General features: G+C 41.3%; 26 protein-coding genes. 9 read left to right on the top strand and 17 right to left on the bottom strand.

Annotated features, from left to right (window positions below; all coding sequences use genetic code 11):
• Positions 1 to 274: 274 nt before the first annotated feature.
• Both G564_RS20065 and G564_RS18305 read right to left on the bottom strand, forming a co-directional pair.
• Complete coding sequence (locus G564_RS20065) at positions 275 to 547, bottom strand: DUF1801 domain-containing protein (protein WP_245583646.1); 273 nt, start codon at positions 545 to 547, stop codon at positions 275 to 277.
• Between the two features lie 156 nt (positions 548 to 703).
• On the bottom strand, positions 704 to 1,192 hold the full coding sequence (locus G564_RS18305) for a DUF4251 domain-containing protein (RefSeq protein ID WP_051205245.1): 489 nt from the start codon (positions 1,190 to 1,192) through the stop codon (positions 704 to 706).
• A 197-nt stretch (positions 1,193 to 1,389) separates the two neighbouring features.
• Here G564_RS18305 and G564_RS18300 point away from each other — a divergent pair, with 197 nt between their 5' ends.
• Entirely contained in the window at positions 1,390 to 1,953 is a 564-nt protein-coding gene (locus G564_RS18300; protein ID WP_051205244.1) for a 3-hydroxyacyl-CoA dehydrogenase NAD-binding domain-containing protein, read from the top strand.
• 49 nt (positions 1,954 to 2,002) lie between these two features.
• Here G564_RS18300 and G564_RS18295 read toward each other — a convergent pair whose 3' ends face one another.
• The 14 genes from G564_RS18295 to G564_RS0101440 form a co-directional block, all read right to left on the bottom strand.
• Complete coding sequence (locus G564_RS18295) at positions 2,003 to 4,039, bottom strand: aconitate hydratase (protein ID WP_051205242.1); 2,037 nt, start codon at positions 4,037 to 4,039, stop codon at positions 2,003 to 2,005.
• 305 nt (positions 4,040 to 4,344) lie between these two features.
• A complete protein-coding gene (locus tag G564_RS0101500) occupies positions 4,345 to 5,076 on the bottom strand; it encodes a hypothetical protein (RefSeq protein WP_029036095.1) in 732 nt (243 codons plus the stop codon).
• 61 nt (positions 5,077 to 5,137) lie between these two features.
• Positions 5,138 to 5,740, bottom strand: coding sequence for a 4'-phosphopantetheinyl transferase superfamily protein (locus G564_RS19740; protein WP_051205240.1), 603 nt, complete (start codon positions 5,738 to 5,740; stop codon positions 5,138 to 5,140).
• Entirely contained in the window at positions 5,737 to 5,991 is a 255-nt protein-coding gene (locus tag G564_RS0101490; RefSeq protein WP_029036094.1) for an acyl carrier protein, read from the bottom strand. The genes G564_RS19740 and G564_RS0101490 overlap by 4 nt, the downstream gene beginning before the upstream one ends.
• A gap of 136 nt (positions 5,992 to 6,127) precedes the next feature.
• Positions 6,128 to 7,399 carry a beta-ketoacyl-[acyl-carrier-protein] synthase family protein gene (locus G564_RS0101485; RefSeq protein WP_029036093.1) on the bottom strand — a complete coding sequence of 424 codons (1,272 nt, stop codon included), beginning with the start codon at positions 7,397 to 7,399 and terminating at the stop codon, positions 6,128 to 6,130.
• A complete protein-coding gene (locus G564_RS0101480) occupies positions 7,396 to 7,821 on the bottom strand; it encodes a 3-hydroxyacyl-ACP dehydratase FabZ family protein (protein WP_211224604.1) in 426 nt (141 codons plus the stop codon). Before G564_RS0101480 ends, G564_RS0101485 begins: the two co-directional genes overlap by 4 nt.
• Positions 7,822 to 7,939: 118 nt before the next feature.
• Entirely contained in the window at positions 7,940 to 8,734 is a 795-nt protein-coding gene (locus G564_RS0101475; RefSeq protein ID WP_029036091.1) for an SDR family oxidoreductase, read from the bottom strand.
• Positions 8,728 to 9,780, bottom strand: a complete 1,053-nt coding sequence (locus G564_RS0101470) for a type III polyketide synthase (RefSeq protein ID WP_029036090.1) — start codon at positions 9,778 to 9,780, stop codon at positions 8,728 to 8,730. The genes G564_RS0101475 and G564_RS0101470 overlap by 7 nt, the downstream gene beginning before the upstream one ends.
• An 11-nt stretch (positions 9,781 to 9,791) precedes the next feature.
• Positions 9,792 to 10,499 (bottom strand): methyltransferase domain-containing protein, encoded by a 708-nt coding sequence (locus G564_RS0101465; protein ID WP_029036089.1) that lies wholly within the window; start codon positions 10,497 to 10,499, stop codon positions 9,792 to 9,794.
• Positions 10,496 to 11,614 carry an NAD(P)/FAD-dependent oxidoreductase gene (locus tag G564_RS0101460; RefSeq protein ID WP_029036088.1) on the bottom strand — a complete coding sequence of 373 codons (1,119 nt, stop codon included), beginning with the start codon at positions 11,612 to 11,614 and terminating at the stop codon, positions 10,496 to 10,498. Before G564_RS0101460 ends, G564_RS0101465 begins: the two co-directional genes overlap by 4 nt.
• A 54-nt stretch (positions 11,615 to 11,668) precedes the next feature.
• Positions 11,669 to 12,361 (bottom strand): OmpA family protein, encoded by a 693-nt coding sequence (locus G564_RS0101455; RefSeq protein WP_029036087.1) that lies wholly within the window; start codon positions 12,359 to 12,361, stop codon positions 11,669 to 11,671.
• Positions 12,362 to 12,366: 5 nt separating this feature from the next.
• Positions 12,367 to 12,846 (bottom strand): lipocalin family protein, encoded by a 480-nt coding sequence (locus G564_RS0101450; RefSeq protein ID WP_029036086.1) that lies wholly within the window; start codon positions 12,844 to 12,846, stop codon positions 12,367 to 12,369.
• 77 nt (positions 12,847 to 12,923) lie between these two features.
• Complete coding sequence (locus tag G564_RS20060) at positions 12,924 to 13,085, bottom strand: DUF1328 family protein (protein WP_029033028.1); 162 nt, start codon at positions 13,083 to 13,085, stop codon at positions 12,924 to 12,926.
• 129 nt (positions 13,086 to 13,214) lie between these two features.
• Positions 13,215 to 15,224: an alpha-ketoacid dehydrogenase subunit alpha/beta gene (locus G564_RS0101440; protein ID WP_037373245.1), complete on the bottom strand. Its 2,010-nt coding sequence runs from the start codon at positions 15,222 to 15,224 to the stop codon at positions 13,215 to 13,217.
• A 129-nt stretch (positions 15,225 to 15,353) separates the two neighbouring features.
• Between G564_RS0101440 and G564_RS0101435 the strand changes: the two genes are divergently transcribed.
• The 7 genes from G564_RS0101435 (at position 15,354) to G564_RS18285 (ending at position 22,121) form a co-directional block, all read left to right on the top strand.
• The gene (locus G564_RS0101435; protein ID WP_029036084.1) at positions 15,354 to 16,301 is read left to right on the top strand and encodes an isopenicillin N synthase family dioxygenase; all 948 of its coding nucleotides are present in this window, start codon (positions 15,354 to 15,356) and stop codon (positions 16,299 to 16,301) included.
• Positions 16,302 to 16,304: 3 nt separating this feature from the next.
• A complete protein-coding gene (locus tag G564_RS0101430) occupies positions 16,305 to 16,658 on the top strand; it encodes a translation initiation factor (RefSeq protein ID WP_029036083.1) in 354 nt (117 codons plus the stop codon).
• A 15-nt stretch (positions 16,659 to 16,673) separates the two neighbouring features.
• Positions 16,674 to 17,609, top strand: a complete 936-nt coding sequence (locus G564_RS0101425; RefSeq protein ID WP_029036082.1) for a hypothetical protein — start codon at positions 16,674 to 16,676, stop codon at positions 17,607 to 17,609.
• 1 nt (position 17,610) lies between these two features.
• Positions 17,611 to 18,480, top strand: coding sequence for a nucleoside phosphorylase (locus G564_RS0101420; RefSeq protein ID WP_029036081.1), 870 nt, complete (start codon positions 17,611 to 17,613; stop codon positions 18,478 to 18,480).
• A gap of 71 nt (positions 18,481 to 18,551) precedes the next feature.
• On the top strand, positions 18,552 to 20,603 hold the full coding sequence (ppk1, locus tag G564_RS0101415; RefSeq protein ID WP_029036080.1) for a polyphosphate kinase 1: 2,052 nt from the start codon (positions 18,552 to 18,554) through the stop codon (positions 20,601 to 20,603).
• Positions 20,600 to 21,448: a substrate-binding domain-containing protein gene (locus G564_RS0101410; protein ID WP_029036079.1), complete on the top strand. Its 849-nt coding sequence runs from the start codon at positions 20,600 to 20,602 to the stop codon at positions 21,446 to 21,448. Before ppk1 ends, G564_RS0101410 begins: the two co-directional genes overlap by 4 nt.
• A 7-nt stretch (positions 21,449 to 21,455) precedes the next feature.
• On the top strand, positions 21,456 to 22,121 hold the full coding sequence (locus G564_RS18285) for a hypothetical protein (protein WP_051205237.1): 666 nt from the start codon (positions 21,456 to 21,458) through the stop codon (positions 22,119 to 22,121).
• Here the strand turns inward: G564_RS18285 and G564_RS0101400 are convergent, their stop codons facing one another.
• Complete coding sequence (locus G564_RS0101400) at positions 22,122 to 22,787, bottom strand: uracil-DNA glycosylase (RefSeq protein WP_029036078.1); 666 nt, start codon at positions 22,785 to 22,787, stop codon at positions 22,122 to 22,124.
• Between the two features lie 44 nt (positions 22,788 to 22,831).
• On the opposite strand from G564_RS0101400, the gene G564_RS0101395 reads away from it, so the two are divergent.
• Positions 22,832 to 25,003: an endonuclease MutS2 gene (locus tag G564_RS0101395; RefSeq protein WP_029036077.1), complete on the top strand. Its 2,172-nt coding sequence runs from the start codon at positions 22,832 to 22,834 to the stop codon at positions 25,001 to 25,003.
• The last annotated feature ends 9 nt before the right edge of the window (positions 25,004 to 25,012 follow it).

Below are 25,012 nucleotides of genomic sequence, written 5' to 3'. Positions count from 1 at the left end.
ATAATAGGATCTGGAACCGGGAAGATATTTTAGCAAGAGCATTTTTTCCTATATGGTGTAATAGAATAATTGTTATTCATTTTTTTTAGGCTGAAGAATTTAATGAAAGGATCCGATTCTTGGTCATGGGCTGGCGAAGGTGAACACAGAGAAGTTGGCCGTACTGTTGGCAAATGGAAATCCATACAAAAAAGATCGAACCGGTCCAGTGATGACATTATCTTAGTTTGAACTATAATTTATATTATGTAAAATAGAATATTTAGAGAACTACCTACTCTTTTGAATATCTATTTAGTGTGTCATATAATGATCTTTGGATCACCTCTCTTAGAACTTTGTGATTAATATCCTCCATTTTATTAATATACAAACAGGATGAAGATTTTTTGTGCTTTCCCAGTTCCATCAAAAGGTCCTTACAATTATAAAAGCCGGCCGTGATATAAATACTAAGATTTTGTTTTCGGGGAGAAAATCCCGTTAAAAACCAATCCCCCTCACGGCCGCTTTTATATTTATAATGGTAACTTCCAAAACCTACAATGCTTTCTCCTCACAATCTTGCGGGGTTTCCAGTGACATCCTGCATCAATTGAACGAGTGTGAAATAATCTTTTTTCTTTTGCTCATTCTCTAACGAGTTCAGAAAGTCATCAACACTGCATTAGTTGCCTTTGTTTTCAATTCGGCCATTTTAAATCTATTTTTTGACCTTTCCAAGATAGCTGATCTGGTCCCGTTGTGAAGATGTTACAGTAGTACTGGTATTGCCATTAGGAAATACAGTAATTTGAAAGTCCAGAATCTCGCTGTCTTTTTTTCCCTGGAAATAAACATTGATCCGCTCCTTATCTTGCCGCTCTTCAATTCTCAGATCTCGCAGCGGGCCTTCGTACTCAATAGCTCCCTGGCTTCCATATCCACCGCCGAATTGTCTTTCTCCGAAAAATGGCAAAAAAAGATCCACACTATCCTGTTTAAATATAATATAGTTTGGGTTTCCCATCAGGTTTACTCTATTATACTTCACCGGATTTGCCCATTGATTTTCAATCTGAAATTCCAGGTCCTGAACTCTTTCCAACATCGCAGCATAATCTCCGGAACTTCCACTCCCTCTGTTAGCACTTCCGCAGGAGATCAGAACTACAGAAAGAATTAAAAGGAATAAATACATTTGCTTTTTCATAATATTTCTTTTTAACCTATTAATTTACAAAAGTTTAGAATTTTGTCTGCTGCTAATTTCAAAAATCTTTATCCATAACTCCATGACTGCTTCCGATTTCCAATTTGAGTTAAAGCAGTCTGAAAATAAATACAATTAGCATTCCCTTGACAAGCTTAAAAAGAATTATTTAGGACCTTAAGGTAGATAATCAATATATGGCCATTAATAAAGTAACCGTTTTAGGGACAGGTAGTTTTGGTGCAAGGATTGCCTTCCACATTGCCTATAATAAGGTAGATGTAACTGTATACGATCAGGATTACGGATTGCTTGAGGAGGCCCGAACGAAATTCAGAGAATTTTGTGGTTATTATCAAAAGCATTTTAATGCCTCCCCGGAAGATACCGAAGCTGCCCTGGCCAATATTGCCTACTCAATGGAAATTGAAGAAGCCACCGGAAACGCAGACCTTATTATTGAAGCCATTGCTGAGGATCTAAAGGCCAAGAAAGAATTATACTATATACTCAGAAAAACAGGCCCGGATAATGCCTTTTTTGCCACCACTTCTCAAGGCCTTGATCCCGAACTTCTCGCTAAAGCTTCAGGAAGACCGGAAAAATTCTTAAGCCTGCACTTCTCCGGAAACAAAGATCAAAATATTATCGAGATCATAGGCTTCCCGCAAACACAAAAGAAAGTTCTGGATGCTGTAGCTAATTTCTCTGAAGGCATAGGTTTGTTGCCGACAATCAAAAAGGTGGAACCCCAGAATTAAAAACCCCGAAACAGTATCCGGGGTTTATAAAATCTTTATTCTCAAAGGATCATTTCACCTGCTTCCTTTCATTGTCGGTCACCGTGTTCTCTTTAACAGCACCTACTTCCCGGTTCTTTAGTTGCTCTTTAAATTCATTGATAATTCCACCTTTTAGAAGCACCTGGATTTGCCTGTCGCTCATGCTGTGCTTCGTCTCGATCTCGGTCCTTTCACCATTACTCTTTCTAATCACCACCCGGATATTGTTACGGTTTTTCACGTCCTCCCGTAAATTCATCAGACTAACTTCATCCCCCTGCTCTATTTTGTCATAATCTGCAATATCTATGAATTCTAAAGGCAGGATCCCGAAATTCACGAGGTTCTGCCAGGCAATTCTTGCGTAAGAATTAGCAATCACGGCGATCTGTCCAAGATATTTCGGTGCAAGAGCGGCATGTTCCCGGCTCGATCCCTGGGCGTAGTTATCCTTTGCTACAACTATATGTCCTCCATGACTTTCTTTGGCTTTTTGGGCCCTGTCATAGAATGTATCATCAATGACCGAGTACGAGAATTTACTAATCTCGGGTAAATTACTTCTAAACGGCAAAACCTCTGCTCCTGCCCTCAGGATCTCATCTGTAGAAACATTGTCTCCCATCTTGAGTAAAACAGGAACATCACAGGCTTCACGCAGTGGTTCGATATAAGGAAGAGATTTTATGTTCGGTCCTTTTTTAAGTTTAACATCAACATTGGAACCGTCTTCAGGCGGTGCTACCAGCATCATCGTGTTGATTAGTTCTTTTTCAGGATACTCATACTTCGGATAGCTCATGCCGTAAAGTTTTTCCAGATCCCGCGGATCTGTAATTTTTCCGGTGAGGGCAGAAGCCGCTGCTGTTTCGGGACTGCAAAGATAAACCTGGTCATCCTCTGTACCCGAACGGCTTGGGAAATTCCGCGGCATTGTTCTTAAACTAATGGTGTCCGAAGCCGGTGCCTGCCCCATTCCAATACAGCCCATACAGCCCGACTGGTGGAAACGGGCTCCTGCAGCGATCAGCTTTTCAAAACCTTTATTGGCGATTAAATTTTGGATCACTTGTCGTGAAGTGGGGTTAATATCAAAAGAAACTTCCTCCCTTGTGGCTTTACCATCTACTATGGCTCCTGCGATCCAAAAATCCCTTACCCCGGGATTCGCAGATGATCCTATGACCACCTGCCCTATCTCCATGCCCTCTACCTCTCTCACCGGTACAACATTACCGGGGCTGGTGGGCTTGGCAATAAGAGGAATAAGATCATCAAGGACAATCTCATCCTCAAGATCGTACGTACAACCTTCATCGGCTACCAGTTCGATCCAGTCCTCTTCTCTATCCTGACTTCTAAGGAATTTTCTTGTCATTTCATCACTCGGGAAAACTGTAGTTGTGGCCCCCAGTTCTGCTCCCATGTTAGCGATCACATGTCTATCCATAGCGCTTAATTCCGCCAGACCGGGCCCGTAGTATTCGATTACTTTTCCAACTCCTCCCTTAACGTCATAACGCCTTAGCATTTCGAGGATCACATCTTTGGCACTCACCCAGTCGGGCATTTTTCCGGTGAGCTTCACTCCCATTACCTGTGGCATTTTCACAAAGTAAGGTTGTCCTGCAATAGCTGCTGCTACATCCAGACCTCCGGTACCAATAGCAAGCATTCCGAGAGAACCCGCTGCCGGAGTATGACTGTCGGACCCCACCATGGTTTTCCCCGGTTTCCCGAAGCGTTCCATGTGTACCGGGTGACTTACTCCGTTTCCGGGCCGGCTGTACCAAATTCCAAACCGCTGTGAAGCTGAAAGTAGAAATGCATGATCATCGGCATTTTTAAAATCTGTTTGCAACAGGTTATGATCTACATATTGAACAGCAACTTCGGTTTTGGCTCTTTCCAGCCCCATGGCTTCTAGTTCCAGCTGCACCAAAGTACCGGTGGCATCCTGCAATAAGGCCTGGTCGATCTTTATACCAATTTCTTTACCCGGGGTCATTTCCCCTTTTAACAAATGTTCTTTGATTAATTTTTGGGTGACGTTGAGTTGTGACATTTTTTGAAGATTTTATTCCTTTTAAATTATCAAAATTCGGCCGGAACGACGGGAGGTTTAACAGAATCTTATATTTAGAAATGATTTTGCTTTAAATAATAAAAAGAAAGAGGACTACCCGAAAAGCATCCTCCTAAACATGAACCGGGATTCTTTACAAACGCTTCCCTGAGGAAACTTAAAAATCGAGGTTCACGTGAAAATACTTCAGGGAATAGTCCCGTTTCTTTTTCATAGCAAAAAGCCGCCAAAAAGCAGAATATTTCTGTTTGGCAGCTTCATTCTTTTTCTATATCTACAGTAGCTTAGAGATTTGGATTGCTGCCGCCTTCTCCCGTACTACCTAATTTGACGATCAGGTCTTTTTGTTGACCTTCAGAAAGATTGAATCTAGGCTTCCCCTTATATGGGAAAAAGTATCTGAATTCTTTCATATAGGTTCTCCAGGTCTCGCCCATTCCGCGGTTTTTATTCTCGCTTCCGGTATCGGCACGTTTGATCTCATCCCCTTCAGCGTCATACGGAGTCGCCTCCACAGTATTTCCGGCAAAGATCATCCCCTCGTTGATATCAGAATAGATCACTGCTGTTTCGCCCGATTTTGAAGGAAAGTCTGTTATCTGGATTGAAAAATTCTTAAACAAGTCATTTTTACCGATAATATTCTTCACATTGAAATCTGAATCTGTATTGTTCACCGGATGACTGTAAATTGGTGCTCCACCGGCATCTTCAGAGATCTGTTTTAAAGAAGCATAAGAGTTTTGCAGTGCCTCTTTATGTGTAACAAGGATCCCTTTTATTTTATATCCTTCCTCCACTAAATGTTTAATTCCTTTTTCTGCACCCTTTCCGGTAGTGTCAATAAGCAACATATCCTGCCGGTTCAAATGCCTTATGGCGTAACCCTGTGCGCCATTTTCCATCTTAATGATAAAAGTATCGGGGATCATCTTGTGGAACTGTCCCGGTTCTGCCTGTTGAATAAATTCAGCTGACTGGCTGCTAATAACTTCTTTTTTATCTACGGATTTCATTTAATTCTGTTTTTTGGGTTTCAATTAAAGATACAATTGCACCCAAAAGCCTCCAAAGTCTTTAGGAGTGTTTAACTGAGGTTTCACAGTTAATTAACGACAGATTATAGGCAGAAAACCTGCCGTGCCCGCTCAGGGAAAAGCGGTTGAAGAGAAAAGAATCATTGCTGCTGAAAAAAGGTAGTCCCTGCTCGTCTTTTTTGAGCTTAAGTTCATTACAGGGAACCTTAAAATATTCAAGAACCTCCTGAAACAGCTGATTTTTAGCTTCGGAAGAAGGAGCTTTAAAAATGGCATTTTTGACACCTGATATATTTGCGCTTTGGGCGGAAGTGTAGATGTACTCTAAAGAAACTACGGAAGTTGTTTTATAAATATTGTCATTGATCTTTACAATGCCTGAAGCTTTCCCCTGCTCCTTGTGCAGAATTTCACACTGTTGGACAAGCCAGTTCAGTCTGCGCGTTAGATGGAATTTCCGCTGATGTGCTTTATAGGCCGCTTCCTTCATGCTCCAGAGCAGCCAAACCGCAAGGCTTTGATTTTCGGAAGAAGTAATGATCTCCTGTTCGGCTTCAGAAAAAACTTTTTCTAAAAAGCCTATTCGACGCCAGTTACTTTCCCGGGCCGCAAGACAAAGATCCACCACATCATTTCCAATCACGCCTCCTGCTGTTTGTTTTTAATGATCTTCACCGCATCCTCCACAGTAAGCATATTGTCCATGGAATCATTGTCTATGGCTATGTTGAATTCATCCTCCACATCAAGAACAATATCAACAAGGTTAGCCGAATTGATCTCCAGGTCTTTTATAAAATCTGTATCCTTCCCAAAATCCTGAAAAGCCATGTCATTCTGCACATAAGGTTTCACGATCTTCTTAAGGCAATAAATAATTTCTTTTGTTTCCATTTTTGAGGTTCAAAGTTTAAGGTTTAAAGTTCAAAGTTTCAAAGTTTTATCTTGAGCTTCAGACCTCACAGGTTTTAAAAACCTGTGAGGTCTATGTTTTTTTCTGACCACTGATCACCGATCACTGGCCACTATTTTAGCGGAATTTACTAAAAATCACCACCGCATTCACATCTCCAAAACCAAAACTTGCTTTGGCTACTTTATTTACCTCTCTAAAAAGAGATTTTTGGGGAACTTTTTCTCTGGAGGCGAGTTCTTTTATTTCCGGGTGAAGGTCATTAGAATTGATATTTCCGAAGATATAATCCTCCGAAATTTGCAATACACTTGCCACGCTTTCCACACTGCCGGCTGCACTGAGACAGTGACCGGTAAGGCTTTTTAGGCTGTTGATGTATGGAAAATCCTTTCCTTTAAGCTCCAGAGCTTCGCTCCAGTTTTTCACTTCTGTAGCATCCATAGCCGTCGCGGTTAAATGTCCGTTGATGCAGTCAATTTCTTCGGGTCTTACTCCGGCGTCAAAAATGGCATTTTCGATACATCTTTTTACGCCTTCAGAATTTGGGGCCGTCATAGAACCGCCGTTTCTTTGTCCGCCGCTGTTGATATGGCCGCCGAGTATTTCGGCATAGATCTTAGCTCCCCTGGCTAAAGCAGAATCGAGATCTTCCACTACCAGTGCCCCTGCCCCACTCCCGGGAACGAAACCGGCAGCAGATTCGCTCATGGGGCGGGATCCTGCTTCAGGATCATCATTGTATTTGTGGGGGAGAATACGCATAGCATCAAAGCCTCCCCAAATGTATGGGCCGCTGTCGCTGCAACTGCCGGCCAGGATCCTTTTGGCCTTTCCGGCTCTTATCCTGTCGGCTGCCATTAGAATTGCTTCAGTTCCTGTTGTACAGGCAGAGGAATTGGTGGTGACTTGATTGCCACATGCAAGTTTGCTGTTCAGGTAAGCGCTAATCCCGCTGGCCATGGTTTGGATCACACTGGTGCTCCCCAGCCTGCGGGTGTTTTTGTCGTCAATAAGATGAATGGCTTCGCGAAATTTATCCACTCCAAGGATTCCTGTTCCAAAGATGATTCCGCTGTCCCAGTCGGTTTCTGCTTCGGGTCCTACAGGTAAACCGGCATCTCTCCAGGCATCAACTCCCGATATTATTCCATACACGATTCCGCTGCTGTTAAGCCCCCGAAGCTCCAGGTCGGTAAAATATTCCTTGAGCATTTCCTCCGGAATTTCCGGCTGACCGGCAATCTGACATCTAAATTTCAATCGCTCTAGTTCCGGAATAAACTTTATTCCACTTTTACCATTTTTAAGGGCTTCAGAAAAAGCAGCTAAGCCCACTCCATTTGGAGCGGCCACACCCATTCCTGTAATTACAATTCTTTTGTTCATTCTGCTTTTATCATTCCTGAAATTTCTCCCCGGCAAACGAGTTTTTCTTCAGCATTAAACATCTGCACTTTACATTTCAGTTTATTGAACCTGAAATACACCTTTTCTGAAACCACCTTCACTTTTTCACCGGGGTATACCGGCAAAAAATAATCTACTGCCGAATTAGTTAAGGCAACTCCACAATTTTCTGATTCCTCATCCTTCAGCAGAAAGATCCCGAGACATACAACCCCAATTTGCGCCATGCATTCCGTAAGGATCACTCCCGGCGTTACAGGCTTACCTCTAAAATGCCCCCGGTAAAAAAACGAATCCGCAGGAAAAGTATAGGTGCCAATAATTCCATTTTCCGACACCTTTTCCAGGTCATCCACAAACAAAAATGGTTCAGAATAAGGCAAAATCTCAAGGATATTCAAAATTCAAGATTCAATTGATGTTAATTAAGTTAGATTCAAATATTCAATATAAAATATTCCATATTAAATTTATTTCGTACTTCTAACTTCTGCCAACTGCCCACTGTCCACTGCTCACTTACTTAAGATGTTCTCCTCCATTGACAGGGATCACAGTTCCATTGATCCAGCCGGCTTCATCTTTGCTTAACAAATAAACCGCATTGGCAACATCATCTGGCGTGGTAAGTCTTTTAAAAGGATTTCTTTTGAGCGCATGTTGCCTAAGCGTTTCATAACCGGGAATGAGTTCCAGGGAGCGGGTGACTGTCACCCCCGCCTGAATGCAGTTTGCCCTGATCCCTTTAGGAGCGAATTCCAGGGCAACACTCCTTGTAATGGCTTCCAGAGCGACCTTGGCGGCCGAAACGGCAGCGTAATCTTTCCAGGCTTTTATATTCCCTTCACTTGTGAAAGAGAGAATCCTTGCATCCTTTGAAAATAAACCTGCATCAAAAACGAGCCGGGTCCAGTCATACAGGCTTATAGCCATGGCGTCAATAGTTTGCAGGAAATCATCATTTCGCAATGTAGGTTCTTCTCCCAACATGGATTTCAAATTTCCCTTGGAAATACTGTGAAGCATAGTGCGCACCTTTCCTGAAGATCCCAGTATCTCTTTCATCTCTTCTCTAATTTCCTCCCGCCTCTCTTTTCGTGTGGCATTCCTGTTGAAGGAATGTAGCTTCACTCCCATATTGCGTATTTCCTGGAAAGCTGACTTTATTTCGGGCAGGTCATCCTTCCGATCCCGGTGGACTACCAGGATATTCATCCCATGCTCTGCAAGTTTTTTTGCCGAGGCGAATCCAAGCCCGCTACTCCCGCCGAGAATAAGAGCCCAGTAATCCTTTCCTTCAAATTCTTTTACCATTCCAAAAGTATTTTTTGAGCCGAGAAACCTGGACCAAAACTCAGCATTAGTCCCTGCTCTCCTTCGTTGATCTGTTTTTCAAGAAATCTTTCGAGAACATAGAGGACGGTTGCACTGCTCATATTACCGTAAAGCCGCAATACTTCTTTAGTATCGTCTATATTTTTACCTAATTTACCAAAAAGATCTTCAACTGTCTGTACGATCTTTTTTCCGCCTGGATGAAAGATCAGGTGATCCACCTTTTCTATGGAAGAATTGTGTTTTTTAAGAAATGGGTGAATGATATCAGGAAAATGATCGGCTATGGTTTGAGGAACTTCAGGATCCAGGACCATCTTTAGTCCGTCATTAGTAAGATCAAAACCCATCAAATAAGTGGCGTCAAAAAAATGGTACATGTCCTCCCCCACTACTCTGGGGCCTTTTGCATCCTCTTCAGAAGTCATTAGAACGCAGGCTGCTCCATCTCCAAAAATTGCCGCACTTACCATATTCGCCATAGAAAAATCATCCAGCTGCAAAGTTGCTGTGGGACTTTCCACCGCAATAACGGCTGCTCGTTTTCCAGGATTGGCCTTTAGAAAATTGGAAGCATAGATCATCCCAGAAATTCCCGCGGCACAACCCATTTCTGTCACCGGTAAACGCACTACGTCCTGGCGCATTCCCATCTCATTAATAATAAATGCATCGAGGGAAGGGATCATTATCCCGGTACAGCTAACGGTGATGATATAGTCAATGGAATTGGCTTGCCAGCCAGAATTATCAAGAGCATTTTTCAGAACCTGTGTTCCCAGTTTTTTAACTTCCCGCACATAGATCTTGTTTTTATCTTCAAAAGATGTTGCTGAAAAAACCTCGGCAGGATCCATGATAGAATATCTTTTATCTACCGCGGCCCCTTCAAATATCTTGATCACCTTGCGTTTAAATCTTTCCTCCTGCCCGTCAAGCCAGGTCTCCACAAATGGAATCACCTCTTTGGTTTCCCTGGAATATTCGGGTAATTGTTTCGCTACTGTCGCTATTCTTACACTCATATACTATTTTACTATTTGTAAAGAATCCACTGATACCTGAATGCCCATCTCCTGTTGATCTCCTGCCGGTTTACATTAAGGTTCTTCGAATATCTCTCCAGATCCTTTCTTTTAAAACTTCTTAAAATAGAAGTAAGACCATCTTTCCTGTTGATCTCCCTGATATTAAAAGCTGCACAAAATGCCTGAAAAAGATAATATGCGCTCCTGCTTCTTTCAAGATCATTCACCACCACTCCAAGTTTGACCATAGAAGTAAAAGCCTTCATCAAATCTTCGATCTGCTCATCAGTGAAGTGATGAAGCGTTAAGGTACATAAAATTATATCTGCTTCCAGAGCTTTGAATTCCTCGGAAAAAACATCCATTGCCTTAAAACTGACTTCAGGATAATCTGACAGATTTCGCCGGGCGATCTCCATGGCATGCCGGTTAGCATCTATTCCCAACAGCTCCAGTTGATCTCCCCTTTTGCGGCCCATTTCTGCTACCTCTTTAAGAATCGTACCGTTCCCACACCCCACATCAATGATCCTTACAGGACGGGTATAACAGCAGCTTTTCAATAATTTTTCCGCGCCCTCAAGCGTGATCTTGTTCCCGCCAAGCCATTTGTTCACCTTATCCAGGTCCAGAAGCGTCTTTTCCAACTCTTCTCCCTGCATTTCAAGATCATCCATGATCTCTTTTCTATCAGACCTGTTGCTGGTGTTTATCATAAGATGGGGCTGCCATGGGTTTGTTTGATGATCTTAGGAAGTAAAAAAGGGACTATTGATATTACTGTCTGCGAAATTTCAGCCAGTCTATCTCTCAACAGGATCTGCTGAAGCCAGTTTGCAGTATTAAACCTTCTGCTAAATATCTTTTGCCATCTTTTCTTATAAGCAAATTCCATCTCTTCACGTGAAGTTTGATTTTCAAAATGCTTCAGAAGCTCTTCGGAAGCTATTTTTGCGCTGTGAATGGCAATTGCCATCCCGTTGCCGCAAAGAGGATGAATTAATCCCGCAGCATCTCCCAGCATCAACACGTGATCTTTTACTGCTTCCTTCTTGTCAAAACAGATCTGTGCTATGGTAAGAGGCTGCTCAAAGACCGGAGTAGCTTCAGCAAGAAAATTATCTAAAAATGGGTTTTTCCGAAGTACTTTTTCATTGAATTTTTCGGGATCCCTGTGGTCTTTGAAACTTTCATAAGTGGCCAGGTAACACATATTTATATTTCCCGATTCCGTGTTGGAGAGTCCACAATAGCCTCCCTTAAAATTGTGCAGGCCCACAAGATCATCAGGAAAATCCTTTAGCCGGTAATGATTTTTGACAGCCACCCAAGGGGCTGTCTTCTGAAAAAAATCTCTGTTCAGATTTTTATCCAGGACCGATCTTTTTCCGAAGCTACCCAGCACATAATCTGCAGTATATTCATTTTTAGAAGTGGTTACCTTGAAATGCTTTTCCAAAAAGTTAATTTCTGTAACCTTTTCCTGAATTAGCTCCACGCCCTCCTCAGCAGCTTTTTTGTAAAGTAAATGATCAAGGGCATAGCGACTCACACCATAGGCTCCCAAGGGCAAATTTACTTCCAGCGAGCTCCCTGAAGCCGAACTATACAATAATTTGGTGATCTTCTTTGGTTGCAGGTCTTCTAAAGGAATTTTTAACCGGTCGAAATAAGGCTTTATCTCAAAAGACAGGTATTCGCCGCAGACTTTATGACGTGGAAAATCATCCTTCTCAAAAAGAGTTACTTTTTGCCTTTTTTGAGCCAAATGTATGGCTGCAGTTAATCCCGCGAGACCTCCTCCTACTATGATCACCTTCTTTTCCTCCATATAAGAGATAAAAAAAACCCGGCAAGACCGGGTTTTTAATTTCTTACCGGAATATTAATTCCCGGCTTTTTGTTCTGCTTCTTTCTTAAGCTCTTCGTTTGCTACGATGGCAAGCTCAACTCTCCTGTTTTTGGAACGACCTTCTACAGTAGAGTTATCATATTTAGGCTGTGCCTCACCATACCATTTGGTTTCAATCCTTCCCGAAGAGATTCCCTGGTTCACCAAAAAGTTGGTCACTGCCTGGGCTCTGTTCTTTGAAAGGGTAAGGTTATAGGCATCGCTTCCCGTACTGTCTGTATGTCCTTCTACAAGGATATTTGTATTTGGATATTCCTTAAAGATATTGGCAAGAGACATAAGAGCTTCTCTTGACTGGCCTTCGATCGCATATCTGTCTGTTGCAAAATATACACCGCTGGTCTCATCAAAAGTCACATTAATACCTTCTCCTACTCTTTCAACTTCTGCACCGGGAATCTCTTCTTCGATCCTTTGTGCCTGCTTATCCATTCGGTCACCAATGTAGGCTCCGGCGGCACCACCAACAACACCACCAATTATAGCACCTAAAGCAGTATTTCCATCACCGGTGTTATTGCCAATAACACCACCAACAACGGCACCACCAGTGGCACCAATCACGGTTCCTTTTTGTTTGTTATTTGCATTCCTGGTTGCGTCGCAACCCACTAACATGACAGTTGCAAAAAGAAGTGCAAATAATCTTAATTGTGTTATTCTCATAATTTTTAAATTTTGTTGAAGTTCATTCTAATAGTGAAGGGCTTTCCTTCAAAGTTCACAGTCTGCTCCCAAACCATCTGGTCTCCGGAAAGATGGGAAAGGTTAATTCTGTACCCCCGGTTTCCGGTTTCAGATTTATGATCTGCATTTGTAGGTTTGAACATTAGATCATAATTACCCATGGTTGCATTGGCATCATCAATTGACCACCTAAAGAACCTGGTATTAGAATCACAAGCCATGCCAGAAGGTTGGTAAGACCCGGTATTATTATTTGAAATAAATGTCCATGAACTGTTTTCCAGACATCTCGCGGGTATATCATCCAGCAGAGTAACCTGTACATTCTGGTCATTTCCGGGATAAGTTACACTGGTTAATTGCCAGTCTCCCTTCATGGTTTTTCTAGCTTCATTAGCTACTTTGCTAGTCCCGCAGGACACTAGAATAGCTATACTTAAAAATAAAACAGCAAACTTTTTCATTCAATTTGGTTTTGATTAATAAAAAAATCCAATGCCAATAAACACTGGTTATGACATTGGATTAAGTGTTCGTACAATTATCTTCTGAAAAGACGACTTATCAAAGCTATCACCAGCAATACAAGGAATATGTAAAAGATGATCTGCGCAATATCGGCAGCACCTTCAGCAATTCCTCCAAATCCAAAGATGGCAGCAATAATTGCAATGATTAAAAAGATAACGATCAATCGTATCATAATTTAAAGTTTTTGTGATTAGTTACTCTAAATTACGTTTAGGGCTTCCGTCGGACAAAAGATTATTACTTATTTAACAATTTTTTTGTAAAGATATCCTAACAAGACTTAATGAAAGCCAATTCTTTCTTAATACTGCAAAAGCTCAAGAATTTTCTCCTCAAAGCGCTGCTTTGGAAGGTAGCCTTCTTCCAGTGCTTTTGAGAATGGAACAGGCATTTCCAAACTCCCAACTCTAACTACGGGAGCATCAAGAAATTCGAAGCATTCTTCGGCTATCATTGCTGAAATGTCTGAGCCTACTCCTCCAAAAAGAGAATCTTCCTGCAGGATGATCACTTTCCCGGTTTTTCTTACTGAAGTAAATATAGCTTCTTTGTCTAGAGGCTGAAGACTTCGAAGATCAAGAACATCTGCGCTAATATGAGAATGCTTTTCTAAGGTTTCCAGAGCCCAGTACACGGCAGCTCCAAAAGTGACTACGCTAACGTCATTTCCTTCCCTCAAAAGAGAAGCTTTCCCAAATGGCAATGTGTAATAATCTACCGGCACCTCCTGCCTTATACTCCTGTAAAGAGCTTTATGTTCAAAGAACAAAACAGGATTAGGATCATTAAAGGCTGTATTTAATAATCCCTTGGCGTCATAGGGAAAAGCAGGATAGATCACTTTCAACCCCGGAGTCTTGGTGAACCAGGCTTCATTTGTCTGACTATGGAAAGGTCCTGCCCCAACCCCTGCACCACAAGGCATTCTGATCACCACATCGGCATTTTGTGCCCAGCGGTAATGGACTTTTGCCAGATAATTCACCACGGGATTGAATCCTGAGCTTATAAAATCTGCAAACTGCATCTCTACCATAGCCTTCATTCCTTTGATAGAAAGTCCCATTGCTGTTTCCACAATGCCCGATTCACAGATGGGAGTATTTCGAACCCTCTCCTTACCAAATTCCTGCACGAAATTTTCAGTAATTTTGAAAACTCCCCCATATTCGGCAATGTCCTGCCCCATTAATACCAGGTTATCATGACGTTGCATAGATTGTTTTAGGCCATGGGAAATGGCATCGATCATCCTTAACTCTTCAGTTTCTTCTGAAGCATTAAACTCCTGATAATTAAAACTGTGATATACATCATTTAACTCTTCACTTTCATTGAATTCAATGGCAGCTTCAGAATTTGCCCTTTTTAGATCCTCATCAATTTCCTTTTTAATTTCCTCTTTATATTCAGAATCAAGAGCTTCAGAAAGTACATTTTGAGATATGAGAAATTCCCTGAAATTATCAACCGGATCCTTTTTTGCCCACTCCTCCATCAGCTCATTGGGCACGTATTTTGTTCCACTCGCCTCTTCATGACCACGCATCCTGAAGGTCTTGAACTCCACCAAAACCGGCCGCGGATCTTTTCTCATACTCTCTGCAAGTTCTGATATCCTGCCATGGACTTTCAGAATATTATTTCCATCTATAATATAAGATTCCATTCCATAGCCTACCGCACGATCTGCCAGGTGCTCGCAGTTATATTGTTCGGAAGTTGGTGTTGAGAGTCCGTAGCCATTATTCTCTATGCAAAAAAGTACCGGCAGTTGCCACACTGACGCTATATTAAGGGCTTCGTGAAAATCTCCTTCGCTTGTTCCTCCTTCTCCTGTAAAAACAGCTGTTATTTTTTGCTCTTTTTGAAGCTTATGCGCAAGAGCAATCCCATCGGCCACGCCCAATTGCGGGCCCAGGTGTGAGATCATTCCGATAATTTTGAACTCCTGAGTTCCAAAATGAAAACTGCGGTCTCTGCCTTTGGTAAAACCTGAAGCCTTTCCCTGCCACTGGCTGAACAACCTGTAAAGCGGAATTTCCCTGGTTGTAAAAACACCGAGATTCCGGTGCATTGGTAAGATATATTCATCGATTTCCATTGAAAGAGTGACACCAATAGAAATCGCTTCCTGTCCAATCCCGCTAAACCATTTGGAAATTTTCCCCTGTCTCAACAACACCAGCATTTTCTCTTCTATCATCCTGGGTTTCAAAAGAGCTTTGTACAAGTCTAGTAATCTTTGATCACTGTAATTAGACCTGTCAAATTCGAGCTGAGTATCGATTGGAGTGTTTTTAATCTTCATAATTGGGTAAAATGCTTTTTCAAATGTAAATAAATAAAGATTTCCCGTTATTAAGAATTATTTAAAGCCCACGCCACTCTTGAGATTTTATTTAACTTTGTGAAGATATATAAACAAGATTTTATGGAAATGAACAACATTCCCAGCGTTGACCTGGCCGATTTTCTGAGTGATGATCCACAGAGAAAGCAGAAATTTGTGAATGAAATTGGTAAAGCATACGAAGAAATAGGCTTTGTTGCTTTGAAGAACCACTTTTTAAGCGATAATCTGGTTGATGAACTTTATAAGGAGGTCAAAAACTTTTTCGCACTTCCATTGGATACAAAGAAAAAGTATGAAATAGAAGGCCTGGCAGGACAGAGGGGATATATTTCCTTCGGAAAAGAACATGCTAAAGGTAAAAAAGAAGGAGATCTAAAGGAATTCTGGCATTTTGGCCAGGAACCTACAGAAGATGCCAATCTTACTGAAGAATATCCTGAAAATGTACAGGTAGAAGAACTTCCCGATTTCAACCACACGGGAATGGAAGCATACAGAATGCTTGAAAAAACAGGTATTTATGTATTAAGAGCTCTTTCACTTTACATTGGCCTCGATGAATTCTATTTCGATCACTGGGCGAGTAACGGAAACAGCATTTTACGACCAATCCATTATCCTCCAATTACCGAGGAGCCAAAGGGAGCAGTCCGGGCAGGTGCTCACGGGGACATCAATTTGATCACCCTCTTAATGGGAGCTTCTACGGGAGGTCTCCAGGTACTTCGTAAAGATGGTGAATGGATAGACGCCATCCCTAATGAGGATGAGCTTGTGATCAATGTGGGAGATATGCTTGAAAGGCATACCAACAACAAATTACGATCTACAATTCACCGGGTTGTAAATCCTCCACGTGAACAGTGGGGTACCCCAAGATATTCTATTCCGTTTTTTATGCATCCCCGAAGTGAAATGCCACTCAATTGCCTTGAAGAATGTATTGATGAAGACCATCCAAAAGCTTATCCGGATATTACCGCCGGAGAATTTTTGCACCAGCGTCTCGTAGAGATAGGCCTAAAAAAATAAGTCATGGCAAAGAAAAAGATGGGGCTTGAAGATCTGGGGGGATTCGTTTTTTCTACAGATGATGATTTTGATCCCGGTCAAAATGGCGAGGAAGAAGTAAGGTCTCTCAAACCCGAAGAACAACAACTTGAGGCCCATTACAGTTCAAAAGGCCGTGCAGGTAAAAAGGTTACTGTGGTGAAGGGGTTTATTGGGCCCGATGAAGAGTTAAATACCCTCGGGAAAGATCTAAAGAAAAAGTGTGGTGTTGGTGGCTCTGTTAAAGAAGGAGAAATAATTATTCAAGGTGATGTGCGTGACAAAGTAATGACCTATCTTAAAGAACTCGGCTTTAAAGTAAAACGCATAGGAGGTTAACCTATATCTTAATTTATGGAGGAGAAGAAATTACTGCATATCACCAATGGAGATGATCTTTCTGAAAAGATTGTTGAAATGGAACTTCCGGGAGATGTGATCACCTGGAGGGAAATGTTATGTGAAGGTCCCTCATCAATGGATGTTGGGGATGAAGGATTTGTTTTGCTCCGCAAAACTTTTCTTCTTGAAAAGTATAAAGTTTCCGAAGAGAAATATCAGGAAGAATTTTTAGAGGAACTCGTAAAATTGGCAGCAATTAACGGCTATGATGAAGTTGTACTCTGGTTTGAATTCGATCTGTTCTCTCACATGAATATGCTGGCCCTTATCAGCTTTCTTCTTCAGAATAAAAAGAATGGCCCCTTCTCTCTGGTCTGCAGTCGAAAATTGAAAGGAGAAGAGGAAATGACTCCCCTCTCCCAGCTTTCCGGCAAACAATTAAAAGAGCACTATAAGCACAGGATTCCTTTAAATGATGAAGATATCCAAACCGCTCAACTCATTTGGGAGCTTTACTGCAGTAAAAATCCGAAACGCCTGGCTTCAGAAATCAAAAAAACTACAAATTTTGAATATCTCTCCAGTTGTATCAGAGCGCATATAGAGCGTTTTCCAAGTGTAAACACGGGTATAAACTCCCTTGAAAAGAATGTTTTAAAACTTATAGATGAACATAAGATCCAGTCTTTGAATCATCTACTGGGATATGCTTTACAGTACCAGGGGTACTACGGCTATGTAGATGTACAGATGGAAAGGGTTATTGAAAAACTAAGTCCTTTTTACGATGCTTCAGAAGAGGGTGTAAAGCTCAACGGTGACGGATTAAAAGCTTTACAAGGCACCAAGAATTACTACCAGAATTTAAAAGACGACGAATCTTATGGCGGGGTTAGAAAATATGACTTTCTCTACGACCCCGAAAACCATGACCTACTAAAATTATAAAATGAATCATTTAGCAGCTTCAGAATTAATTCTGAATAAAGACGGCAGTATCTATCATTTGAATCTGCTGCCCGAACATATAGCAGATACTATCATCCTTGTTGGAGACCAGAATAGGGTTGCAAAAATCACCCGCTATTTTGACGAAGTCGAAGTCGTAGTGAAAAAACGGGAATTTCATACCCAAACCGGAACATATAAGGGAAAAAGAATTTCTGTGATCTCTACAGGAATTGGTACAGATAATATTGATATAGTTCTCAATGAACTTGATGCTCTTGTAAATATTGATTTCAATACGAGGGAAATCAAAGAGAAGCATACACAACTGGATATTATTCGAATAGGAACTTCCGGCTCCATCCAGGAGGATATCCCTGTGGATTCGATTGTTATAAGCCATTTGGCTGTTGGTTTCGACAGTCTTTTACATTTTTACCAAAGTGACGAGGTACAGCTTCAGGATTTTAACCGGGCAATAGAAGAACATCTTGATATTTATCCCCGAAACAGTAAGCCATATGTAGTGGCAGCCGATGAGCAGCTTGTTGAGCAATTCACTTCTTCTGAAATATTTGAAGGCTTCACAGGTTCTAACGTAGGTTTTTATGCACCCCAGGGAAGAGTTTTGCGCCTGCCCCTTAGAGATGATAATATGAAGGAAAAACTTTCTGACTTCAGTTTTAAAGGTAAAAAGATCACTAATCTTGAAATGGAAACTTCTGCTATTTTTGGATTGGGCAAGTTATTGGGCCACAGAACCCTTTCAGTAAATGCCATAATAGCAAATCGCGCCACCGGAAATTTTACAAAAGACGGGGCAGAAGCCATTGACAAGACCATTAGATATACTCTGGATAAGCTTGTATAGGCTTAATTTGTTTAACACAATATTAAAAAGCAGCACCCCACATATTTGTACTTTTGGGGAAACCCCGCCGTATGCTAAAGCCTGAAGAGAAAATTATAAGGCATCGAGATCTAAATTGGTTAAGTTTTAATGAAAGGGTCCTTCAGGAAGCAAAGGATCCCACCACCCCCCTTTATGAAAGGCTAAAATTCCTTGCTATTTTTTCCATGAACCTGGACGAGTATTTTCGTGTACGGGTTTCTCAGTTACGGCAAATAAAACGCGTTGAAAAAAGCATCCGAAAAAGACTGGCATTAAAACCTAACAAAACCGTCAAAGAAATTTTACGGGAGGTAAGAAAGCAACAGGATATTTTTGGCAGGATCTATCGTGAGGAAATCATCCCTCAACTTGAGACCAAAGGGATTTTTCTGGTACATCGTGAAGAATACCATAATTTTCAGGAGGAGTTTGCACGTAAATACTTCAAAAAAATAAGTGAGTGTATAGATACTCTTGTAGTTGGTTACAATCACAACGACGATCTTTTCCTGGAGAACAACCAGCTTTATTTCATGGTGACTTTCGCAAATGAAAACAAATTCGGCATTGTAAATATCCCGACAGATGAATGCGGCAGATTCATTACTTTTTCTTCTGAAACAAAGGAGCATAAAATTACCTTTTTAGATGATATCGTTAAAGTGAATATTCCATCGCTTTTTCCTGATAAAGAAATTGAAGGCATATTCGAGATCAAGCTTTCAAGGGATGCCGAGTTATATATTGATGACGATTTAGACGGGATATTGGCAGAAAAGATCTATGAATCTCTGAAACAGCGAACAGATGGGCAGCCTACCAGGTTACTCTATGATTCTGCAATGCCGGTTGAAGATCGAAGAATTCTGAGGAAAAGATTGAAACTTGGGAAGATAGATATGATGCCTGGCGGGAGATATCATAATTTCAGCGATTATTTCTCCTTTCCCGATCCAAGTAATAATCCGGAGCTACATTATAAGGAAATGCCTCCAATAAAACATTCTGTGCTCGAGGGCTCAAAGAATTACTTTGATATAATATCCAAAAAAGATCAGGCAGTACATTTCCCCTATATGTCATTCAATTACGTGGAAGAATTTCTTCACCAGGCGGCTGTTGATCCACAGGTAAGAGATATTAAAATCTCAATTTACAGGGTCGCAGATGAATCTGTGGTGACTTCGGCCCTGCCTACAGCTGTCAAAAATGGCAAAAAAGTGACGGTTTTTATAGAGGCTAAGGCCAGGTTTGATGAAAAGAACAATATAGACTGGGGCCGTAAACTGGAAGATGAAGGAGCACAGGTCATTTACAGTTACCCCAAAATAAAAGTACATTCAAAAATTCTCCTCGTCAATCGTGAAGAAGACGAAAAACTTAAATCTTATGCTTATATAGGTACCGGGAATTTTAACAGTAAAACAGCAAAGATCTACTGTGATCATGCCCTGTTTACAGCACATAAAAAAATTACTTCAGAACTCTCCCGTGTTTTTCAGGTTCTGGAGGGAGAATTGATCATTCCCCGTGCAAAGCATTTGCTCATTTCCCCTTTTTCCACCCGGAAAGTTTTTACCGACATGATCAACCGGGAAATTACAAATGCCAAAATGGGCAAAAAAGCGGGGATCACAGCAAAGATGAATTCCCTTGAGGACAAGGAGATTATTGAACTTCTTTACGATGCCAGTGAAGCAGGGGTGAAAATCCGCCTGCTGGTACGGGGTTTTACCTGTCTTATTCCCGGCGTGGAGGATTTAAGTGAGAATATCTATATGACCAGCATAGTAGACAGATACCTGGAACACGGACGCATGTACCTTTTTGAAAATGACGGAAACGAAGAGCTTTTCTTTGGCAGTGCAGATTGGATGACCAGAAATTTAGACCGCAGGATAGAAGTAATCTCGCCGATCTATGATGAAGATATAGCAGCCGAGTTTAAAGATATTCTCAATATTCAGCTGCAGGATAATGTCAAGGCTAGGATACAGGAGCCTCTTGAAAAAAACGAATTTATAAAGCGAAAACCCGGGGATAAAGCAGTTAGATCCCAATATGAGATCTACAATTATCTTAAACAAAAGCACGGCTCATGAAAACAATAAAAGTGGGCGGAGTGCCCGAACATTTCAACCTCCCATGGCATTTTTGCATTGATGACGGCACATTTCAAAATAACGGTCTCGATTTGTCCTGGAAAGATTTTCCCGATGGTACAGGAGCCATGTGCAAAGCCTTGCGCAACAAAGAGATCGATGCAGCGGTTATACTTACTGAGGGTATAATTAAAGATATTCTCAATGGTAATGAGGCAGTTATCGTACAGGAATATATTGCTTCTCCATTGATTTGGGGAATTCACGTTGCTGCAGGATCAGATTTCAGGAGCCTTGAGGATCTCAAGGGTCAGAAGATAGCGATAAGCCGTTATGGGTCAGGATCTCACCTCATGGCTTATGTCAATGCCCGAAACCTTGGATGGGATACAAAAGATCTGGAATTTGAAGTTGTAGGGGATATTGAAAATGCAGTTAAAGCTCTTGAATCGGGCAGGGCCGGATACTTCATGTGGGAACATTTCACTACAAAACCCCTGGTGGATAAAGGAATTTTTAGGAGAATTGCCGACTGCCCTACTCCGTGGTCCTGTTTTGTAATTGCAGTAAGAAAAGAGTTTATGGCAAAGGAACCCGCTACCATTCTTACAATGTTGAAAACTTTAAATCACCTTACAAAAAAGTTTAAAAGCATTCCGAAAATTGAAGTTGCGCTTGCCCGAAAATATGATCAAAAGGTAGAAGACATAGAACAGTGGCTCAAGATCACGCAATGGAGCCAGAAGCAAATATCTGTGCTGGAAATTCGTAAGGTTCAGGAACAGCTCTTTGAGCTGGGTCTAATCCCGGAAGTTAAAGAAAATCACTACTTTCTACCACATTAAAAAAAACATGAAAAAATTAAATATACTACTCCTGTTAATATTATTTTTTGCTGCCATTCCGGTTAATTCTCAGGTCACAGAGCCTAAAGAAGAAGTGATTGAGGAAGAGTCTCCCGAAGAAGAGCTATGGGCAAGAAACACCTTACAGGAGCCCCGAATCTTTAAAAGAGATACCACAAACCATGAAATTCATGTAAATATTCTCAATGTCCTGATCTTCGGAGCTCTGGATGTTGCCTATGAAAGAGTACTTACAGATCATAGTTCCGTCGGGGTACAGTTATTTTCCAAGGTTTTTAATAAAAATGAAGGTGAAGATGGAGACCTGTCTAAAGTGTACGCTAAAGATTTTTCCATAACAGGAAACTTCAAATATTTTCTTGATGATGAAACTGTAGCACGTGGATATTATGCCACCCTCTTCGGAATGTTCTCAAATGGAACCCATGAAAATGATATCAATTTAACCGATCCCGAAACAGGAGAAATTGGACCAAGAGAAGTGGATATGGAATATACAGATCTAGCTTTTGGAGTTGGTGTGGGTGGAAAATTTGTTGCAAAACAGGGTTTTCTCATAGATGTTTCCTTTGGAATTGGAAGAAATCTATTTGATAAATATTCCCCGGATATTGTACTTCTGCCTTCTGTTTATTTAGGATACCGGTTCTAATTACCAGTCAATAGGCTCCTTTCCCCTGGATATAAGATAATCATTTGTTTTGCTGAAGTGTTTGTTGCCAAACCAGTATCCACGATTGGCAGCAAGCGGCGAGGGATGTCCGCTGGTTAGCACAAGATGTTTTTCTGAGTTGATTTTCTTTCCCTTCTTCTGTGCCGGTCCTCCCCACAAGAGGAAAACAAGGTTTTCTTTTTCTTCGGAAAGTAGTTCGATTATGGCATCTGTGAATTTCTCCCAACCTTTTCCCTGGTGGGAACCTGCCTGCCCCGCCCGAACAGTTAAAGTTGCATTTAACATTAAAACCCCCTGCTCTGCCCAATGCTGAAGGTTGCCGTGCGACGGAACAGGTTTCCCCAAATCTTCCCTTATCTCCCGGTAAATATTTACCAGGGACGGCGGTACCTTAGTTTGCGGTTGCACAGAAAAACATAATCCATGAGCCTGCCCGTAACCATGATAAGGATCCTGCCCTATGATCACTACTTTGGTTTCGTCAAAAGAAGAAAGATCAAAAGCCCTGAAAATATTATCCGGGTGGGGAAAACATTCAGAATTTTGATATTCTGCTACTATAAATTCCCGAAGTTCTTTGAAATAAGCCTTCTCCAGCTCATCATTTAACTTTTTTTTCCAATCTGCTGCTATGTTAAAGGTCATAATAATGGTTAAATTGCGGCTTCCCAAAAATAGGGAAATTTTATATGATCAGAATTACCGCCAAGACCCTTCAGGACCTCGAATTTCCTACCGTTTGCGAACAGCTAAGCCGGTACACTGTGACAGGCCCGGGAAAAGAGAAGGCTCTTGAAATAACACCACTATCAACCTATGAAAAGACATTATTTGCCATCAGGCAAACAAATGAATATGTTTCCTCCTATCAACAAGAGAGCCGTATTCCTAATCACGGATTTGATGCTATAGATCAGGAGATCAAATTCCTCGGAATTGAAGAGACAAGGTTGGAGGCTTCAGGTTTAAGGAAGATTGGTTCCATTTCAGAAACTGCAAATACGCTGATCAGGTTCTTTGAAAAATATGAGGAACTCTATCCCTGCCTGAACAAAACCACTTCCGAAGTTGAATATACTCCGCTAATAATTGAACAGATCAACCGGGTGATTGATCGCTTTGGGGAAGTAAAAGATGAGGCCTCCCCTTTGCTTCAGGAACTAAGGCGGAAGATCAATCAGGTAAAAGGACAAATAAATTCGAGTTTTGGGAGCGCTCTAACGCATTATAATAATCTTGGATATCTCGATGACATACGCGAGACCGTAGTAGATAATATAAGGGTGCTGGCAGTATCTGCGATGCACCGCCGTAAGGTTAAAGGAGGTATTCTCGGAAATTCAAAGACCGGAAGCATAGTTTATATTCAGCCAGAAGCCACTTATAATCATACCCGGGAACTGAACAATCTGGAATACGAGGCAAAGGAGGAGATCAAGAAGATCCTCAAGGAACTCACAAACTTTATTAGACCTTATCGCCCGCTACTTATTGATTACCAGGAACTGCTTAGTGATATTGATGTAGTTGCTGCCAAGGCGAAATATGGTATGGAAATGGATGCGGTAATGCCCAGGATCACCAAAGACAGGGAACTGGAACTTATTGACGCATATCACCCCCTGCTTTTGCTAAACAATCGAAAACAGAACCAAAAAACTTATCCCCAAACAATTGAGCTAAATAAGGAGAAGCGAATTATCGTGATCTCCGGTCCCAATGCCGGCGGAAAAAGTATCACTCTCAAAACTGTGGGCTTACTGCAGGTGATGGTACAGAGTGGGCTGTTGATACCCGTGCATGAATTTAGCCGGATGTGTCTTTTCAACAAAATCCTGACTGACATAGGTGATAATCAAAGTATCGAAAATCATCTCAGCACCTATAGTTACCGCCTTAAGAACATGAACTACTTCCTCAAAAAAGTAGATGATAAAACCTTGTTCTTAATTGATGAATTTGGAACAGGGAGTGATCCCGAACTGGGAGGTGCTCTGGCAGAAACATTCCTGGAAGTTTTTTATGAAAAAGAATCCTTCGGTATATTGACGACCCATTATGCAAATCTGAAAATGCTGGCAAATGAACTGCCACATATTGTCAATGCCAATATGCTTTTCGATTCCAGAACCCTTGAGCCTTTATACAAGCTTCACATGGGAGAAGCCGGAAGTTCTTTCACCTTTGAAGTTGCCCAGAAGAACGGTATCCCATACAGTCTCATCAACCGCTCCAAGAAAAAAGTGGAACGTGGAAAGATAAGGTTTGATAAGAGTATAGCCGACCTTCAGAAGGAACGCTCCAAACTTCAGAAAACCACAACAGCTCTTAAGACCAAGGAGCAAAAGACCGAAAGTGAGAAAAAGAAGCTGGAAGAAACCAATGCACGCATTCAGCAGAAACTGGAGAACTTTCAGGAGCTGTATGACACTAATCAAAGGCTGATCTATCTTGGAAACAAGATTAATGATATAAGTGAAAAATACTTTCAGAATAAAAAGAAAAAGGAACTTATTGCCGAATTTTTGAAAATCGTGGAAGTCGAAAATTCTAAAAGAAAAAAGATCACAGTCAAAGAGAAAAAGGCTGAAAAAGCCAAAGAAAAGCAGGTGATGCAGGAGGCAGAAGAGAAGGTAAAAGAGATTAGGCAAAAGAAAAAAGAAAAACAGGAAAAAGAAAAAAAAGAAGAAGTTGCTACTCCAAAACCGGTATTAAAAGTCGGAGACCGGGTGAGAATGCAGGATGGTAAGGCTGTAGGAAGTATAGACAGCCTTGAGAAAGGAAATGCAAAAGTCAATTATGGTATTTTCACCACCTCTGTCTCTGTAGATCAGTTGGAGCTGGTACAGCGAAAAAAATAGAAAAAGAAA

The sequence above is a fragment of the Salinimicrobium xinjiangense DSM 19287 genome, from assembly GCF_000423585.1.
Lineage (GTDB): Bacteria > Bacteroidota > Bacteroidia > Flavobacteriales > Flavobacteriaceae > Salinimicrobium > Salinimicrobium xinjiangense.
This window is presented reverse-complemented; position numbering and strand designations above follow the sequence as displayed.